At 72.0% G+C, this 16,597-nt stretch carries 16 protein-coding genes; 2 read left to right on the forward strand and 14 right to left on the reverse strand.

Features of this window, described 5'->3' with window-relative positions; translation table 11 throughout:
- On the forward strand, window positions 1-1,849 hold a 1,849-nt coding region (locus GXP76_RS00005; protein WP_308354011.1), incomplete at its 5' end, for an ABC transporter ATP-binding protein.
- An 84-nt stretch (window positions 1,850-1,933) separates the two neighbouring features.
- Here GXP76_RS00005 and GXP76_RS00010 read toward each other — a convergent pair.
- Complete coding sequence (locus GXP76_RS00010) at window positions 1,934-2,704, reverse strand: SGNH/GDSL hydrolase family protein (protein ID WP_242569266.1); 771 nt, start codon at window positions 2,702-2,704, stop codon at window positions 1,934-1,936.
- A gap of 196 nt (window positions 2,705-2,900) precedes the next feature.
- Here GXP76_RS00010 and GXP76_RS00015 point away from each other — a divergent pair, with 196 nt between their 5' ends.
- Window positions 2,901-3,257, forward strand: coding sequence for a DUF779 domain-containing protein (locus GXP76_RS00015; protein WP_242569267.1), 357 nt, complete (start codon window positions 2,901-2,903; stop codon window positions 3,255-3,257).
- Window positions 3,258-3,268: 11 nt separating this feature from the next.
- On the opposite strand, the gene GXP76_RS00020 is transcribed toward GXP76_RS00015, so the two are convergent.
- From GXP76_RS00020 to GXP76_RS00080, 13 genes are all read right to left on the reverse strand, one after another.
- Complete coding sequence (locus tag GXP76_RS00020; RefSeq protein WP_242569268.1) at window positions 3,269-3,463, reverse strand: hypothetical protein; 195 nt, start codon at window positions 3,461-3,463, stop codon at window positions 3,269-3,271.
- A gap of 101 nt (window positions 3,464-3,564) precedes the next feature.
- On the reverse strand, window positions 3,565-4,419 hold the full coding sequence (locus tag GXP76_RS00025) for a phosphatidylinositol-specific phospholipase C/glycerophosphodiester phosphodiesterase family protein (RefSeq protein WP_242569269.1): 855 nt from the start codon (window positions 4,417-4,419) through the stop codon (window positions 3,565-3,567).
- 122 nt (window positions 4,420-4,541) lie between these two features.
- Window positions 4,542-5,204, reverse strand: coding sequence for an ABC transporter ATP-binding protein (locus GXP76_RS00030; RefSeq protein ID WP_242569270.1), 663 nt, complete (start codon window positions 5,202-5,204; stop codon window positions 4,542-4,544).
- Window positions 5,197-6,198, reverse strand: a complete 1,002-nt coding sequence (locus GXP76_RS00035) for an ABC transporter ATP-binding protein (protein WP_242569271.1) — start codon at window positions 6,196-6,198, stop codon at window positions 5,197-5,199. Before GXP76_RS00035 ends, GXP76_RS00030 begins: the two co-directional genes overlap by 8 nt.
- Window positions 6,195-7,112, reverse strand: coding sequence for an ABC transporter permease (locus GXP76_RS00040; RefSeq protein ID WP_242569272.1), 918 nt, complete (start codon window positions 7,110-7,112; stop codon window positions 6,195-6,197). The genes GXP76_RS00035 and GXP76_RS00040 overlap by 4 nt, the downstream gene beginning before the upstream one ends.
- A complete protein-coding gene (locus GXP76_RS00045) occupies window positions 7,105-8,070 on the reverse strand; it encodes an ABC transporter permease (RefSeq protein WP_242569370.1) in 966 nt (321 codons plus the stop codon). The genes GXP76_RS00040 and GXP76_RS00045 overlap by 8 nt, the downstream gene beginning before the upstream one ends.
- Window positions 8,071-8,093: 23 nt before the next feature.
- Window positions 8,094-9,692: an ABC transporter substrate-binding protein gene (locus tag GXP76_RS00050; RefSeq protein WP_242569273.1), complete on the reverse strand. Its 1,599-nt coding sequence runs from the start codon at window positions 9,690-9,692 to the stop codon at window positions 8,094-8,096.
- A 109-nt stretch (window positions 9,693-9,801) separates the two neighbouring features.
- Window positions 9,802-10,944 carry an acyl-CoA dehydrogenase family protein gene (locus tag GXP76_RS00055; protein ID WP_242569371.1) on the reverse strand — a complete coding sequence of 381 codons (1,143 nt, stop codon included), beginning with the start codon at window positions 10,942-10,944 and terminating at the stop codon, window positions 9,802-9,804.
- A gap of 44 nt (window positions 10,945-10,988) precedes the next feature.
- Window positions 10,989-12,191, reverse strand: a complete 1,203-nt coding sequence (locus tag GXP76_RS00060) for an acyl-CoA dehydrogenase family protein (RefSeq protein WP_242569274.1) — start codon at window positions 12,189-12,191, stop codon at window positions 10,989-10,991.
- Window positions 12,188-13,174 carry an NADPH:quinone oxidoreductase family protein gene (locus GXP76_RS00065; protein WP_242569275.1) on the reverse strand — a complete coding sequence of 329 codons (987 nt, stop codon included), beginning with the start codon at window positions 13,172-13,174 and terminating at the stop codon, window positions 12,188-12,190. The genes GXP76_RS00060 and GXP76_RS00065 overlap by 4 nt, the downstream gene beginning before the upstream one ends.
- Window positions 13,175-13,219: 45 nt before the next feature.
- Complete coding sequence (locus GXP76_RS00070; protein WP_242569276.1) at window positions 13,220-14,335, reverse strand: PP2C family protein-serine/threonine phosphatase; 1,116 nt, start codon at window positions 14,333-14,335, stop codon at window positions 13,220-13,222.
- A 131-nt stretch (window positions 14,336-14,466) separates the two neighbouring features.
- Window positions 14,467-15,207 carry a PIG-L deacetylase family protein gene (locus GXP76_RS00075; protein WP_242569277.1) on the reverse strand — a complete coding sequence of 247 codons (741 nt, stop codon included), beginning with the start codon at window positions 15,205-15,207 and terminating at the stop codon, window positions 14,467-14,469.
- A gap of 58 nt (window positions 15,208-15,265) precedes the next feature.
- A complete protein-coding gene (locus tag GXP76_RS00080; RefSeq protein WP_242569278.1) occupies window positions 15,266-16,564 on the reverse strand; it encodes an alpha/beta fold hydrolase in 1,299 nt (432 codons plus the stop codon).
- Window positions 16,565-16,597 lie beyond the last annotated feature (33 nt).

Consider the following 16,597-nt stretch of genomic DNA (forward strand, 5'->3'; position numbering starts at 1 on the left):
GACTGACGACACGTCAGGCACAACTCCCCTGCGCGTCCTGCTCGGTTACGCCCGGCCGCACCGGCTCGTACTGTGCGCCACCCTGCTCCTCCTCCTGGCGGCGAGCGGCGCCGGTCTCGTACAGCCGCTCGTGGCGCAGCACGTACTGGACGGACTGGCCGACGGCGACGGCGTCATGGGGCCCGTACTGCTCCTGGCCGCCCTGGTCGTCCTCGGCGCCCTGCTCACCGGGCTCCAGTCCTGGTGGCAGCAGCGCACCTCGGAGCGGGTGGTGCGCCAGATCCGCAAGGACCTGGTGTTCCGGCTGATCCGGCTGCGGGTGCCCGAACTCGACCGCCGCGCGCCGGGCGATCTCATCTCCCGTGTCACCTCCGACAGCACCCTCGTGCAGAACGCCGCGACCGAGGGCCTGGTGATGGTCGCCAACGGTGTGCTCAGCATCCTGGGGGCCGTGGTCCTGATGGGGCTGGTGCATCTGGGACTGCTCGGAGTGACCGTGGGGGTGCTGCTCGCCGTCACGCTGGTGATGATGCTGATCCTGCCCCGGATCCGTGAGGCGGTCGCCCGTTCGCAGGAGTCGATCGGCGCCGTCGGCGCGGCGCTCGACCGGGCGCTGGGCGCGGCCAGGACCGTGAAGGCCAACGGCGCCGAGGGCCGCGAGACGGCGCGCGCGGGAGAGGCGGTCGACGGCGCGTACCGGGCGGGCCTGGTCGGCGCGCGGTACGTGGCGATGGTGAAGGTGCTGTCCGGCGTCTCCATCCAGGCGGCGTTCCTCGCCGTGCTCGGGGTGGGCGGCGCGCTGGTCGCCTCGGGGAGCCTGGAGGCGTCGGCGCTCATCGCGTTCCTGCTGTACGTGTTCTATCTGGCGAGCCCGATCGGCTCGCTGGTCGCGGGGCTCGGGATGCTCCAGCAGGGGCTCGGCGCCGTGGGGCGTATCGAACAGGTCGGGCGGATGCCGGTCGAGAACGATGTCGACGGCGATGCGGACGGGCCGGGGGGCGTGGGCCGCTGGGACGGCAAGGACGCGCCGCCGGTCGAGTTCAGGGACGTCCACTTCTCCTACCCGGACCGGTCCCCCGCGCTGCGCGGAGTCTCCTACACGGTGCGCGGCGGCACCCAGAGCGCGCTGGTGGGGCTGTCGGGGGCGGGCAAGACCACGATGTTCGCCCTGCTCCAGCGGTTCTACGAGCCCGCGGCCGGCCGGATCCTGATCGGCGGTGTGGACATCGCGACGCTGCCGCGCGCGGAGGTGCGCCGCCGGATCGCCTATGTGGAGCAGGAGTCGCCCGTCATGGCGGGGACGATCGAGGACAACCTCACGTACGCGGCGTCGGACGTGTCGGACGGGGAAGTGGCGGAGGTCCTGCGGCTGACGCGGCTCGACTCACTGATCGAGCGGCTGCCCGACGGGCTGCGCACGGAGGTCGGCAGCCGGGGCGTCGCACTGTCGGGCGGTGAACGGCAGCGGCTCGCGATCGCGCGCGCCCTGCTGCGCGGTCCCGAGGTGCTGCTGCTGGACGAGGCGACGGCGCAGCTCGACGCCAGCAACGAGCGGGCGCTGCGGGAGGCGGTCGAGCAGGCGGCGCGGCGCTGCACCGTGATCCTCATCGCGCACCGGCTCTCGACGGTGACGGGCGCGGAGCAGATCGTGGTGCTCGAACACGGCCGGGTGCGTGGCACGGGGACGCATGAGGAGCTGGTCGAGGCCGATGTGCTGTACCGCGAACTCGCCGCGTCCCAGATGCTGGTCGGCGACGACGGCGGCGCGGAGGTCCCGGACGTGGCGGGGGTCCCTGGCGCGTCCGGTGTCGGCGGGGCGGCCGGGGAGCCGGTGCCGGTGAATCGGTGAAACGCGGTGAGGGCATTCCGCTTCCGAGCGGAATGCCCTCACTTTCCTCAGCCGTTCTCAGCGTTCTCGATCAATGCGATCGGTTCAGCCGGTAATGGCGTTCAAGGACGCGAGATATCCGTCCCTGTGACCTTCCACATTCGGGTGGTAGGACTCGTTGAGCTTGTCCCACTCCAGACTCGTCACCCATTCCGAACCGCCCGAGCAGAGCGCGTGCTGGTCGAATGAGGGACGCGGGTCCAGGAAGGTGAATCCGGCCTCGGACGCCCGGCTCGCCATAATGTCGTTCAGCACGTCGGCCGCTGAATTCATGGCCGAACGCTCCGCGTCGCTGAGACCGAGGATTCCGCAGGAACCACCGATCTTGTAGAGGCGCGGGTAGCCCACGACGACGACCTTGGCCGACGGGGCGGCGGCCCGCACCGCGCCGTAGGTCTGCGCGAGCGCGGGAGACAGAGCGCCCTGTGCGGCCTGCTTCGCGAGCTCGACGCCGGCGATGCAGTCCTCGTCGTCGATCGTCAGGATGCAGTTGGTCAGGACATCGACGAAACCGACGTCGTTGCCTCCGACCTGCACCGTTACCAGTGTGGTGTCCGCGGTCAGCTGCGGTATCTGGGTGCTGACGACGTCGGCCGTGGTCGCGCCGGAGCAGGATGCCTCGACGAAACCGACGGACGGGTGCTGGGCGGCCCAGAGCCGTGGGTAGGTCAGCGGACCGCGCCGGCACGGGTCGTCGGGGTTGTCGTAGGTACGCGTACCGGGAGCGACGGCGTAGGAGTCGCCGATGGCCACGTACTTACCGGCCGCCTTCGGGGCCGCGGTCGCAGTGGGGGCGACTGTCGCGGCTACGACCATTGCCAGAAGTGCGGCGATGAGTGGTCTTTTTGAGCGCACGAATACTTCTCCGATGAGTGGGGTCATGGACTCTATATAAATAGCACCACCTGACACCCTGCGGAATACCTCGCCATAAATTATCTGATGGCAATTCAGGAGGCGCACCGTCAGGTACGCAACCTTCATGCAACGTTGCGTCCGGTTCACTGGCGGAATGAGTCAAGAGGAGACCGCGCGCGTGGAGGTGACGCCCGCCGCCGCCGATCTGATACGGCGACTGCGGGCGGACCACGGACCGCTGATGTTCCACCAGTCGGGCGGCTGCTGCGACGGCAGCGCGCCCATGTGCTACCCGGACGGCGAGTTCCGTACGGGGAACTCGGACGTACTGCTCCAGTCCCTGGAGGTCGAAGGCGTCGGGGAGCCGGTGCCGTTCTGGATGTCGGTGAGCCAGTACGAGGCGTGGCGGCACACCCGGTTGATCGTGGACGTCGTGGAGGGACGCGGCAGCGGTTTCTCACTGGAGGCGCCGGAAGGGGTGCGGTTCCTGATCCGCTCACGGCTGGTCTGAGGCGCCTGTCCTCACGGCTGGAGGCTGCTCACCACGTTCGCCGTGGAATTGATGCCGTCCTGGATCGTGGGGGCCATGCTCGTGCCCGCGAGGAAGAACCCGAGCAGCACGCAGACGATCGCGTGCCCCAGCTTGAGCCCGCCGTTGCGCACGAAGATCACGGTGAGTAGCAACAGAAGCAGGACCAGAGAGATCGTAATGGCCATCGCCAACCTCCTCCGCCGCGCCGGAATTGCGGCATTCGGCCGCCAGTCTGGCGGAGCGGAGGGGCTGTTCGTGCAACTGGCGTGTAGGCCGTACGGGTTGACTACCGGTCGTTCGCGGTCAGGAAGCGTTCCAGGCCGGCGAGGTCGTCGGTGTTGATGTGGTCGGCACCGGCGTCGAGCAGCTCGGTCCAGACGGCGTCGCGGGCGGGTCCGGCGAGATCGGGGGTCGCCCAGAACCGGACGCGCTGTCCCCGCCGGTGGGCGGTGCGGATGACGCGGTGCAGTTCGTCGCGCTCCGTGGCGGGGAACGGCCCGACTCCCCGCCAGGTGAAGCTCGTTGTCCAGTTGCTGCTGATGAGCGGGATGAAGGAGGCGCGCGCCGTGCCGCCGAGGTCGTCGAGCCGGCCGTCGTAGAAGGCGTGGCGCACCCGCTGCGCCTCCATCGGGACGCGGGCGGCGCGGTCACCGGAGATGACGGGGGTGACGGCCCCGTACCGGACCGCGCCGTGGGAGTAGGTGCTCAGCATGGCGCGGTAGGAGCGCAGTTGGCGGTGGAGTTCCAGATAGGCGGCGGCGCCGTCCGCCTTGATGTCGATCAGCAGTTGCACCGGCCGGTGGTGGCCCCGGTACACGGCCCCGCCGTTGGCCCTCACCCGGTCGCGCAGCGGGTCGAGGTAGAGCGAGCGGAGGGTACGCGTGGGGTCGAGCGTCTCGGGCTCGTGGGCGACCAGCAACTCGCCGTCGACCAGGAAGACATCGGCCTCGACGCTGGTGAAGCGGTGTGACAGCGCGTCGTGGAGGGGCCGCTCGTGCAGGTAGTCGTTGTGGGCGTGGGCACGGCGCAGCGGCGCGGGGCCGCCACGCTCCGTCGCCTGCGCGTACGAGGGGACGGCGACCGCTCCGGCGAAGGCGGCGGCGATGGTGGTCACCGCTCTGCGTCGGGTGGTGAGGGCCATGATGCCTCCGAGGTCGGTGGGGACGGGGACGGACGACTCGCCGAGTATCCGCCGCCGACCGCCTCAAGGGGCAGGGTCCTACGAAGAGTTCGGCCGGCCGACGGCCGGCCGACGGCTGTGATTCAGACGGACTCGGCGATCTCGGGCCAGCGGACCGTGCGGTCGCACCAGCGCTCCAGCAGCACCCGGTCGTGGCCGACGGCCAGCAGTCCGGCGCCCCGGGCGCTCCGGTACTCCTCGACGACCGTGACCAGCGCGGCCGTGGTGGACGCGTCGAGCATCGCGGTCATCTCGTCGCAGACCAGCCAGCGCGGGCGCAGCACCAGCGCGCGGGCCAGACAGGCGCGTTGGAGCTGCCCGTCGCTGACCTCGTGCGGTCTGCGGCCGAGCAGGTCGTCGGTGAGTCCGACCGTGCTCGCCAGCTCCCCGACCCGGTCCGCGACTTCGTCGCGGCGGCCATTGGCACGCAGGGGTTCGGCGATGAGGTCGCGCAGCCGGAGCCGGGGGTCGGCCGACAGCCGGGGCTGCTGGAAGACCACCCCGATCGCGGTACGACGCGCCTTCGGCGCGCCGTGGCGCCAGCCGGTGACGCGTTCGCCGTCGAGGGTGACGGTGCCCGCGTCGGGCCGGTGCAACAGGGCGGCGACCCGGGCGAGAGTGGACTTGCCGCAGCCGCTCGGCCCGAGGAGACCGACCGACTCACCGGGGGCGACGGTGACCGACGCTCCCCTGACGACGGGGGCGCCGCGCTCGTAGCCGGCGGTGATCCCGAGGAGTTCAAGCATCGACGCGCTCCTCGGCGTGGTGACAGGCGGCGGACGAGCCGTCGCCGGGTGTCAGGGCGGGCGGATCGGCGCAGATGTCGGTGGCCCGGGTGCAGCGGGCGGCGAAGGCGCAGCCGTCGGGGAGGTCGCCCAGCTCGGGCGGCATCCCGGGGATGGCGGTGAACGACCGTTCGGGCAGCGCGTCGAGCAGCCCGCGCGCGTAGGGGTGGCGCGGGCCGCGGCTGCCGAAGAAGTCCGCCGCGGGGCCGAGTTCGACGATCCGGCCCGCGTACATGACGGCGACCCGGTCGGCTATGCGTTCGGCCGCCGCCAGATCGTGGGTGATCATCAGCAGGGCGCGGCCGTCGTCTGTGTGGCGCCGCAGCTCGTCGGCGGTGCGGTCGACCAGTTCACGGTCGAGTCCGGTGGTCGGTTCGTCCGCGAGCAGCAGCGGGGCGTCGCCGATGAGCGCGAGTGCGGTCGCGGCGCGCTGTGCGAGGCCGCCGGAGAGTTCGTGCGGGTAGCGGTCGAGGTGGTCGGCGGGGAAGGCCGCCCGCCCGGCGGCGGTCTCGGCGGCCTCGGTGAGCGCCGGACCCCGGACGCCGGTCAACTCGCGCAGGACCTCTCCGATTTGGGAGCGGACGGTGCGTACGGGGGTGAGGTGCGCGGCGGGGCTCTGCGGTACGAGGCCGATGCGCCGGCCGCGTACCGTACGGGCCAGGGTCCGTTCACCGGCGGCGAGCAGATCGGTGGGCGCCGCCGGGTCCGGTCCGGTGAGCAGGGCGGCCCCGGTGGTCTGCGCATTGCCCGGCAGCAGGCCGAGCAGCGCGGACGCGAGGACCGACTTGCCGCAGCCGCTCTCGCCGACGAGCGCGAGGCACTCGCCCGCGGCGAGGTCGAATGTGGCGTCGGTGACGGCGGCGATGTGCCGTCCGCCGCGCATCCGGAAGCGGACGCCGAGGCCCCGTACCGAGAGCACGGGAGGGGCGGCCGGCGAGGGCTCGGGCGTGGTCACAGCATCAGCTCCGATCGGCGGCGCGGATTGATCCGTTCCCGCCACACCCCGGCGAGACCGGCGATGGCGAGCGTCGGGACGATCAGGAAGAGACCGGGGAACAGCGTCGGCCACCAGTCGCCCGCGAGCAGCGAACCGCGCGCCGTCTGCACCAGATTGCCGAGGCTCGCCTGGTGGCTGGGCAGACCGAGGCCGAGGAAGGAGAGCGCCGACTCGTGCCACATGGCGTGCGGCACCATCAGCACGGCGGCGAGCCCCGCCTGTGGCAGGACCCCCGGCAGCAGGTGTCGCACGGTGATCCGCCACCGCGAGGAGCCGCCGGAGACCGCGGCGTCGACGTACGGCCGCGCGCGCAGCGAGAGGACCTCGGAGCGGACGATGCGGGCGGTGGAGAGCCAGTGGGTCAGGGCGACCGACACGATCACCGGCCAGACGCCGGGCCGGAACATCGCGACGATGAAGATGCCGAGGAGCAGGTGCGGCACCGAGGAGAAGGTGTCGACGAGCCGCATCACGACGCGGTCGGTCCAGCCGCCGAAGGCCGCGGCGGCGGCGCCCACGGCCGTGCCGATGACGGTGGCCACGAGGGCGGCGACCAGTCCGACGAGGAGGGAGACGCGGAGCCCGTACACACAGCGCAGGAGCAGATCGCGGCCGACGTCGTCGGTGCCGAACGGGTGGGCGAGGGACGGTGGCTGGAGTTTGAGGGCGAGGTCGACGGCCTGTTCGTCGAGCTGGACAACCGGCGGGACGACCAGGACGGCGAGGGCCACGACGGTGACGACGACGGCCGAGGTGAGCGCGCGGACGTTCCTGGTCGAGCGGCGGCTGCGCCCGCGTGAGCGCCACAGCGGGCCGTCCGCCGCCTTCGGTGCGTTCGGGGGACGGGTGGAGGGCGTGGTGGTGTCAGCCATCGAAGCCCACCCTCGGGTCGGCGAGTCCGTACAGCAGGTCGGAGAGCAGGTTCCCGATGAGGACGGCGGCCGTGGCGAGCACGGTGAGCGCGGCCAGCAGCGGGAAGTCCACGGAGGTCGCCGCCTCGACGGTGGCCGCCGCGATCCCCGGCCAGCTGAAGACCGTCTCGATGAGGAGCGCGCCGGTGATGAGTTCGGGGACGCGGGAGCCGATGAGGGTGAGCATCGGCAGCATGCCGGAGCGCCAGGCGTGACCGATCAGTACGGTGCGTTCGCTCAGCCCGCGGGCGCGCGCCCCGCGTACGGGGTCCTCCTCCAGCGCGTCGGCGACCCCTTGGCGTACGTAGAGGTAGAACCACGGCATCTGCGAGACGCCGAGTACGGCCGCGGGCAGCACCAGGTGCGTGGCGACCTGGCCGAAGGTGACGGTGTCGCTGCCGGAGTCGGTGAGCCCGCCGGCCGGCAGGACACCGAGCCGCAGGGCGAAGAACCAGATGGCGAGGAGTCCGAGCCAGAACGCGGGCGCGGCCTCCAGGGTGTACGCGGCGGAGCTGACGCAGCGGTCGAGCGGGCCGCCGGGGCGCCGTGCCGCGGCGACACCGAGCGCAGTGCCGAGCAGGATCGCGAGGACGAAGGCGGTGGTGGCCAGGAGCACGGACCAGCCGAGGCGTTCGGTGATCACGTCGGCGACCGGTCTGCGCATGACGCTGGAGTCGCCGAGGTCGCCGGTGACGGCCGAGGTCAGCCACTCCCACCAGCGTGCGACGAGCGGCCGGTCGACGCCGAGGTTGGCGCGCAGCTGGTCGAGGGTCTCCTGGGAGGCGGTGAGGCCGGCGGTGCCGGCGTACGCCTTGACGGGGTCGAACGGTGAGGCGGCGGCGACGGCGAACACGCCGAAGGTGACGACGAGCAGGACGGGGGCGGCGAACAGCAGCCGCCGCCCCGTCATACGGGCCATCGCCCCCCACGGGAGGCGTCGGTTCACGGGGTGCGGGCCCACTTCTCGATGTTCCACCACGGGCCGGACGCGAGGCCGTGGTCGTGCGGTTCGACCTGGGTGGTGAGGGTGCCCCAGGTGTCGTTCACGACGTAGACGTGGTCGATGTGGGTGAGGAAGGTGTAGCCGGGGTCCTTCGCCAGCTCACGCTGGACGGTGTCGTAGGCGGCCTTGCGGGCCGGCTTGTCACCGCTCTCGCGGCCGGCGTCGAGGGCCTTGTCGACGGCCGGATTGTCGTACCAGGCCATGTTGTTGAAGCCGTCGCCCGCGAGGCCCGAGTTGAGCAGGCTGAACTGGTCGAAGTCCGGGTCGCCGGGGGCTCCGCCGCCGGCCAGTACCGCGTCCGTCTTCATCCGCGGCTCGATGACCTCCCAGGTGCCCGCCTGGGTCTTGATGTCGATGCCGGCCTTCTTGGCGTCGGAGGCGTAGGCGAGGGCGTGGTCCTGGCGGAGCTTGTCACCGGTCAGGTACCAGAGCGGGAAACTCGCGCGGACGCCGTCCTTCGCGACGATGCCGTCCCGGCCGGCCTTCCAGCCCGCCTCGTCGAGGATCCGCCTGGCCTTCGCGAGGTCGTGCTCGCGCTCGGTGCCCCGGGTGAACCACTCGCTGTCGGTGGGGACGGGTCCGTAGGCGGCCTTGCCCGCGCCGTCGAGGATCTTGTCGACCATGGTGTCCCGGTCGACGGCGACGTCGAGCGCGCGGCGCACGGCGTTGTCGCCCGCGACCTTGTTGTGGGTCGGGAGGGTGACGGTGCGGTAGTCGTACGACGTGGCCGCGTACGTCCGCTTGCCCTTGTCGCTCTTGAAGCCCCTGGCGAGGTTGGGCGGCAGGATCGCGCCGTCGAGGTCTCCGGCGCGCAGCCGGGTGGCGCGGATGTCGTCGTCCTTGATGATGGCCATGGTGAACTTCTTCACCTCGGGCTCGCCGTCCCAGTAGTCGGGATTGGCCTTGAAGCTGATCTTCTCGCCCTTGGACCAGTTGGTGAGGGTGTAGGGCCCCGTGCCGACGGGCTTGGTGGTGAACGGGCCGGAGTTGACGTCCTGTCTGCCCGCCAGGTGCTCCGGCGCGATGGGCAGCACGGTCCGCTGGGCGAAGGGCGCGTAGGGGTACTTGAGGGTGAAGACGACGGTGTCCTCGCCCTCGGCCGTGACGTCCTTGATCGCCGCCAGCTCGGTCTTGGACGGGTTGTTGGTCTTCGCGTCCAGGATGGTGCGGTAGGTGAAGACGACGTCCGCGGCGCTGAAGGGCTTGCCGTCGCTGAACTTCACGTCGTCGCGCAGCCGGTAGGTGTACCTCGTGCCGCCCGCCCCGACCTCGGGGAGCGCGGAGGCGAGGGCGGGCTTGAGGTTCATGTCGCCGTCGACCGCGAGCAGTCCGTCGAAGATCTTGGAGTTGCCGTCCTTGCCGTAGCCGAGCAGCGGGCTGAGACTGTCCGGCTCGTAGGCGATCCCGACGACCGCGCTCTCCTGGTCCCGGCCGTCGGGGCCGGAGCCGCTGTCCGGGTTCGAGCAGGCCGCGACGGAGAAGGCCAGCGAACCGGCCAGCGTCGCCGCGGCCGTGCCACGTATCGAACGGGCGGTCATGGATTCCACACCCCTACTGAAGATCACACGTTATTGCGAACGACTCGCAATTAAACAGTATGTAAAGGGGTGCTTGTCCAGGTCATATGCGGCCGACCGGCGGCCGGAACTACGGTGCGGGGGCGCCGGGCGCGGGCAGGGCGGTCAGGGTCGCGAGCCTCTCGCGGTGCGATCCGGTCGAACCCAGCGCGATCTCATCGGACTTGGCGCGTTTGAGATACAGATGCGCGGGGTGCTCCCAGGTGATGCCGATGCCGCCGTGCAGTTGCACACATTCCTCGGCCGCGTGGACGGCGACCCGGCCGCAGTACGCCTGGGCGACCGCCACCGCGAGCGGCGCGTCGGGGCTGTCGGTGGCCAGCGCGTCGGCGGCGCCGCGAGCCGCGGCACGGGCCGACACGATCTCCAGCCAGAGGTGCGCCATCCGGTGCTTGAGCGCCTGGAACGAGCCGATGGGCCGGTTGAACTGGTGCCGTTCGCGGGTGTGGCGCACCGTCGCCTCCAAGCACCATTCCGCGAGCCCGAGTTGCTCGGAGGCGAGCAGTCCGGCGCCCGCGAGCAGTCCACGGCGTACGGCGGCCTCCGCGGCGCCGGCGTCCGTGAGCCGTGTCCCGGCGGCGAGGGCGGCGGGGTCCACGGTGACGGTGGAGAGCGGGCGTGTGAGGTCGAGCGGGGTCCCCGGGCGGACGGTGACGCCGGGCGCCGACGTCCCGACCGCGTACAGCCCGTCGTCGGCCAGGACGAGCAGGACATCGGCGACGGTGGCATCGGCGACGGCCCTGATGCCGCCGCTCGTGGTGGCGGTGGGGAGCGGGCCGTCCGGCCCGGTGGAGAGCGGGACGGCGAGCACGGCGACCGTACGGCCCGCGGCCAGCGCGCCGAGCAGTTCCCCGACGGCCGCGCTCTCCGGTTTCAGGGCGAGCAGCGTCTGCGTCGCGATCACGGAACTGGTCAGAAACGGCGCGGGCGTGACCGCCCGGCCCAGCTCCTCCAGCACCACCGCGGCCTCGCGGTGGCTCGCCCCCTGGCCGCCGAGGTCTTCGGGGACGAGCAGCCCGGCCGCGCCGATCCCGGCGGCGAGCGAGGTCCAGAGCGCGGTGTCGTGGGGCGCGCCCGATTCCGCGCGGCCGAGCGCGGCGGGGAGGTCGGCGCGGCCGGTGAGCAGGGACCGTACGGCGGCGCGCAGGTCGTCCTCCTCCTCGGAGTACAGCAGGTCGGGTGCGGCCCCGGCCGGCCCGGTCTCCGCGTCCATGTCCGTGTCCACATCCGCGTCCGTGTTCATGTCGTCCACCGTGCTCATCGGGCGAGGTCCTTCCATGCGACGTCCTTGTCGTCGCGCGGCTCGGCGGGCAGACCGAGGACGCGTTCGGCGACGATGTTGAGCAGTACCTCGCTCGTACCGCCCTCGATGGAGTTGCCCTTCGAGCGCAGATAGCGGTAACCCGCCTCGCGGCCGGTGAAGTCGACGAGCTCCGGGCGCCGCATGGTCCAGTCGTCGTACAACAGGCCCTCGTCGCGCAGGAGTTCGACCTCCAGTCCGCTGATCTCCTGGTTGAGCCGGGCGAAGGAGAGCTTCAGTCCCGAGCCTTCGGGGCCCGGCCTGCCCACGGCGAGCTGCTGGCGCAGGCGTTCACCGGTCAGCCGTGCGACCTCGGCCTCGACCCAGAGCGCGAGGAGACGCTGGTGCAGTTCGTGGGTGCGCAGTTCGGGGCGCTCGCGCCAGGTCCGGGAGAGCCGGCCGATCATGCCGCCCTCGCGCGGGAGACGGGCGCCGCCGATCGAGACGCGTTCGTTCATGAGGGTGGTCCGCGCGACCTTCCAGCCCTCGCCGACCGGGCCGAGCCGGTGGGCGTCGGGGATCCGGACGTCGGTGAGGAACACCTCGTTGAACTCGGCCTCGCCGGTTATCTGGCGCAGTGGCCGTACGTCGACCCCGGGGTCGGTCATGTCGCAGATGAAGTAGCTGATGCCCTGGTGCTTGGGCAGGGCGGGGTCGGTGCGGGCTATGAGGATGGCCCAGCGGGCGAGATGGGCGCTGGAGGTCCACACCTTCTGTCCGTTGACGATCCAGTCGCCGCTCCGCTCGCCCGTGCCGTCGCGTACGGCGCGGGTCGCGAGCGCGGCGAGGTCGGATCCGGCGCCGGGTTCGCTGAAGAGCTGGCACCAGACCTCCTCGCCGACCCACAGGGGCCGCAGGAAGCGGCGCTTCTGCTCGTCGGTGCCGTACGCGAGGATGGTGGGCGCGGCCATGCCCAGTCCGATGCCGATGCGGCGCGGGTCGTTGTCGGGGGCGCCCGCGGCGGCCAGTTCGGTGTCGACGACCGACTGGAGCGAGCGCGGGGCGCCGAGTCCGCCGAGACCGGGCGGGAAGTGCACCCAGGCGAGTCCGGCGTCGAAACGGGCCTTGAGGAAGTCGGTCGGCGCCGTGCCGGCCGGCGGGTGCGCGGCGAGCAAGTCCCCTGTGCGGCGGCGCAGTTCGGCCGCTTCAGGCGCGGTCATCGGGCGCCCGCCCTCGCTGCCGCCGCGAGGCCCGGGACCACGACCAGCCGGCCGGTGGTGGTGCCGTCCGCCACGCGCTGGACTGCCGACGCGGCGTCCGCCATCGGCACCCGCTCACTGATGAGCGGTTTGACGGTGCCCTTGGCGGCGAGTTCGGTCAGTTCCTGGTGGCAGCGGAGGATCGCGGCGGGGTCCTTCTGGTTGTAGAGCCCCCAGTGCAGCCCGACGATCGAGTAGTTCTTCACCAGCGCGTGGTTGAGAGCGGGGGCCGGGATGGTGCCGCTCGCGAAGCCGATGACGAGGATGCGGCCCTCGAAGGCGACGCACTTGGCGGACTTGGTGTACGCGTCGCCGCCGACCGGGTCGTACACGACGTCCGCGCCGCGCCCGCCGGTGAGGTCCTTCACGGCGGTGACGATGTCGTCGGTGCGCCGGTCGATGACGTGGTCGCAGCCCAACTCCTTCGCCACGCGTACCTTGTTCCGCCCGCCGGCCACGCCGATGACGGTGGCGCCGGCGGCTTTGCCGAGCTGGACGGCCGCGCTGCCGACACCTCCGGCGGCGGCGTGCACGAGCAGCGTCTCGCCCGCCTGGAGGCGCGCCCTGCGGTGGAGTCCGAACCAGCCCGTCTGGTAGCCGATGTGCAGGGCCGCCGCCTCGGCGTCGTCGAGCGCGTCGGGCGCGGGGAGCACCGCGGCCTCGTCGGCGACGACGTACTCGGCGAGTCCGCCGTCGGGCAGCGCCGGGGTCGCGATGACGCGCCGCCCGTCCCCCGTCTCGCCGCAGACCTCGACGCCGGGCGTGAAGGGCAGTGGCGGGCGGACCTGGTACTGGCCCCGGCAGAGCAGGGCGTCGGGGAAGTTGATGTCCGCCGCGAGGACCTTCAGCAGGAGTTGACCGTCACGCGGTGTGGGGCGGTCCACCTCGTCCAGCCGCATCACCTCGCTCGGCTCGCCGTTCCGGTGCACTCGCCATGCCTGCATTCGGGGGCCTCCACAGATGAGGATCGGTACGCGCTTCCTCGCATACTAAGCGGTCGCTTGTCCGGGGGGAACAGGCTCGTCGGCGTCGTAGCGTGCGACGGCGAGCACCGCCATGTCGTCGTCGCGTCCGCCCTTCGTCCACCGGCCGACCGACGAGAACAGGGCCCCGATCAGCCGCTCGGGATCCCCGCCCGGGACCGGCTTCAGCTCGGTGCGGGGGTCGTAGAAGACCCCGGCCGCGTTCCGCGCCTCGGTCACTCCGTCCGTCACACAGAGCAGGGCGGCGCCGACGGGGAAGTCGTACGAGCGGGTCCCGCCGATGCCGGGCGCGAGGTCACGCATGCCCAGCGGCGGCGTCGCCTGGCCGGTGTCCAGCCGGCGCACCTCGCCGTCGCGTACGAGATAGGGGGCGGGATGGCCGCAGCTCAGCAGCCGCACGGTGGTGCCGCGCCGGTCGATCTCGACCAGGAGCGCGGTGGCGAACGCCTCGGCGGCGTCGACGGCGAACGGGTCGGAGTACTGCTCGACGGAACGGACGACGGCACGGTCGAGCCGTTTCGCGAGCTCCACCAGATCGGGCTCGGACTCGGCGCGCTCCCGGAACGCGCCGACGATGATGGAGACGGCGGACACGGCCCCGAGGCCCTTGCCGCGCACGTCGGCGATGAGCAGCCGGAGCCCGAAGGGCGTCTCCTCCACGGCGTAGAGGTCGCCGCCGATCCGGGCGGCGGCGTCCGCGGCCTCGTAGCGGCAGGCGACGGCCATCGGGCCTGCGATCCTGGGCAGCGGCGGCAGCACGGCCCGCTGGAGTTGCTCGGCGGTGGATCTGACGACGGAGAACTTCGCGCTCTGGCTGTCGAGCATGCGCCGGACGGCCAGCGCGAGAGCCGAGGCGATCACGATCTCCAGAAGCTGCACGGTCGCGGACGCGTAGCCGTGGTGACTCTGGATCGCGGAGACGCTGGTGAGCCCGATACCGACGGCCACGATCATCAGGGTGTAGCGGAACGTGCCGCTGATGGCCGCCGCCATGGCGGCGACGGCGATCAGCGCGGCGCCGCTGACGATCTTGGGTGTCACCAGTTCGAGGCCGACGGAACCGACGAGCAGCACCGGGGGCAACCAGGGGTACTGCTGGATACGGGAGTGCCCCTCGTCCATGTCACCGGTCCTTCTCCGCCGCGCCCGTCGCGCCCGTCTCTCCATCCGGTAACCACATCACGGGAGAGATGCGCCCACCGTGCTGCGAAACCACCAAAACCAGAGGAAAAGGCAACCGGCGGGGCGCCGTGTCAGCGGCCGAAGACCTCGAAGGCCACCGCGGGCCGTCCGCCGAACCGCGCGGCCATCCCCTGTGCGTTGGCCGTGAGGAACGTACGGCAGTACGCCTCGGGGTCCTCGTCCGTCAGCACCTCGATATAGCTGCGGTGTTCGAGCAGCGACTGTACGGAGCGTTCCAGCCCGGCCGTCGCGTCGACGGCGTGGGTCGGGGTGGCGGAGCCGGCGACGGCCACCCAGCGCACCCCGTCCCACGGCTGGAGCCCCTGCTCGGCCAGTTCGGGGAAGATCCACCGGTTCCCCGCGTCACCGGCGGCGTCGAGCGTGGCGCGCCCGACGGCGCGGTGGTCCGGGGTGTTCCAGGCGGTGCCGCCCCAGGTGTCACGGTGGTTGAGGGTGATGACGAGTTCGGGGCGGTGGCGGCGGATGGCCGCCGCGATGTCCCGGCGCAGCGCGAGCCCTTCCTCGATCACCCCGTCCCGGTGGTCCAGGAAGACCACCTCGGACACACCGACGACGGCCGCGCTCGCCCGCTGCTCCCGCTCGCGCAGCGGGGCCGCGGTGACGGGGTCGACCGTGTCGATACCCGCCTCACCCCGGGTCGCGAGGAGATAGGTGATCTCACGGCCCTCGTCGGTCCACACGGCGACGGCGGCCGAGCAGCCGTACTCCAGGTCGTCCGGGTGCGCGACCACGGCGAGGGCGCGCCGCCAGTCGGCGGGCATGGGGGCGAGCTGTCCGGTCGTATCAGTCATGTCCGCAGGGTAGGTCCCGCGCGGCCCCGGGCGGGTGCGCCCGCGGCCGGGGCGCCGGTCAGATCTCGTCGTGTGCCAGGGCCAGCAGCCGGTCGAGCACCCGTGGGCCCGAGGCGCGGACGCCGTCGTGCTCGTACTCGTCGGTGACCCAGGTGCGCAGTCCCCGGACGGCGCGTGCCGTCTGAAGCGAGTGGGCGGTCTCGACGTACATGTCGTCGTGGTAGACGGCGGCGGCGACCGGGACCTCGTTGGCGGCCAGCCGGTCGGGGTCGTACAGCGCGGGCCAGTCCGTGCGGGCGGCCAGCAGCTCGGCGGTCTCGCGCAGCGGGCGCAGCGCCGGGTCGGCGGTGAAGTGCCAGGGGTGGATGGTCTCGCCGGTGAAGAGCAGCGGCGTGTCACCGGCGAGGGTCCGGGCCGCGTCGAAGCGGGGGAACTCGGCGCGTACCCGCTCGGCCGACCAGGCGGTGGGCCGGCCGTCCTGGGCGTAGATCGCCTCGTGGACGAGCGCGTACAGGGGGTGCCCGGCGAACGAGAGCCGGGCGGCGACGCTCTCCTGGAAAGTGTCGGACAGCTGGGGGCCGCCGGGGGTGGAGACGAACGCGTTCTCCAGGAGGTAGTGCAGCTGGTGGGTGCCGTCGCCGACGCCGAGGAGGATGCCGAGGGACTGGAACGCCTCGGGCGTGAGGGTGTAGCCGTTCGGCAGGACGGGGTGGTGCTCGGCGATGTGTCCGGCGATCCGCCGTGCCTGTTCGACGTCCTGCGGGTAGCGGGCGTAGTGCGCGGCCACCTTGCGTTCGATGCGCGGGTAGGCGGCGCGGTAGACGTCGTCGGGGCCGCCGCCGAGCGAGGGCAGGCCGCCGGTGATCAGTACGGTACGCAGTCCCTCGGGCGCGGTCGAGAGATAGCGGACGGCGCAGAAACCGCCGAAGCTCTGGCCGAGGAGGGTCCACGGGGCGCCGCCGGTGACCTCGCGCCTGACCACCTCGCAGTCCCGCACGATGTTGTCGGACCTGAAGTGGGCGAGGTAGTCGGCCTGTTGCCGGGCGTCGCCGCGCGCCGGGAGCGTCTGGCGGTTGGCGGGCGTGGAGAGGCCGGTGCCGCGCTGGTCGAGGAAGAGCACCCGGAAGTCCTCCAGGGCACGCCCGAGCCATGCCTGCCTGCCGGTGAAGCGGCGGGCGCCGAAGCCGGGTCCGCCTTCCAGGTAGAGCAACCATGGCAGGTCGGCGCCGGCCTTCGCGGTGGCCACGGCCTCGCGGCCGTACAGTTCTATCCGCTCCCCCGACGGGTTCGCGTGGTCGAGCGGGACCGAGAAGCGGTGGTCGGTGAGGGTGACGCCGGGCTGGCGGTAGCTGGTCAACGGTGCTCCTGGTTCGGTGCGGTGTTCCGTACT

The sequence above is a fragment of the Streptomyces sp. NP-1717 genome, from assembly GCF_022695985.1.
Taxonomy (GTDB): domain Bacteria; phylum Actinomycetota; class Actinomycetes; order Streptomycetales; family Streptomycetaceae; genus Streptomyces.

What these genes read in the sequence shown, in the direction of transcription:
- GXP76_RS00015 (WP_242569267.1), top strand. Translation starts at nt 2,901, where the DNA reads ATGAGTCAAGAGGAGACCGCGCGCGTGGAGGTGACGCCCGCCGCCGCC.
- GXP76_RS00070 (WP_242569276.1), bottom strand. Translation starts at nt 14,335, where the DNA reads ATGGACGAGGGGCACTCCCGTATCCAGCAGTACCCCTGGTTGCCCCCG.
- GXP76_RS00050 (WP_242569273.1), bottom strand. Translation starts at nt 9,692, where the DNA reads ATGACCGCCCGTTCGATACGTGGCACGGCCGCGGCGACGCTGGCCGGT.
- GXP76_RS00030 (WP_242569270.1), bottom strand. Translation starts at nt 5,204, where the DNA reads ATGCTTGAACTCCTCGGGATCACCGCCGGCTACGAGCGCGGCGCCCCC.
- GXP76_RS00055 (WP_242569371.1), bottom strand. Translation starts at nt 10,944, where the DNA reads ATGGACGCGGAGACCGGGCCGGCCGGGGCCGCACCCGACCTGCTGTAC.
- GXP76_RS00065 (WP_242569275.1), bottom strand. Translation starts at nt 13,174, where the DNA reads ATGCAGGCATGGCGAGTGCACCGGAACGGCGAGCCGAGCGAGGTGATG.
- GXP76_RS00060 (WP_242569274.1), bottom strand. Translation starts at nt 12,191, where the DNA reads ATGACCGCGCCTGAAGCGGCCGAACTGCGCCGCCGCACAGGGGACTTG.
- GXP76_RS00040 (WP_242569272.1), bottom strand. Translation starts at nt 7,112, where the DNA reads ATGGCTGACACCACCACGCCCTCCACCCGTCCCCCGAACGCACCGAAG.
- GXP76_RS00075 (WP_242569277.1), bottom strand. Translation starts at nt 15,207, where the DNA reads ATGACTGATACGACCGGACAGCTCGCCCCCATGCCCGCCGACTGGCGG.
- GXP76_RS00045 (WP_242569370.1), bottom strand. Translation starts at nt 8,070, where the DNA reads ATGGCCCGTATGACGGGGCGGCGGCTGCTGTTCGCCGCCCCCGTCCTG.
- GXP76_RS00020 (WP_242569268.1), bottom strand. Translation starts at nt 3,463, where the DNA reads ATGGCCATTACGATCTCTCTGGTCCTGCTTCTGTTGCTACTCACCGTG.
- GXP76_RS00025 (WP_242569269.1), bottom strand. Translation starts at nt 4,419, where the DNA reads ATGGCCCTCACCACCCGACGCAGAGCGGTGACCACCATCGCCGCCGCC.
- GXP76_RS00010 (WP_242569266.1), bottom strand. Translation starts at nt 2,704, where the DNA reads ATGGTCGTAGCCGCGACAGTCGCCCCCACTGCGACCGCGGCCCCGAAG.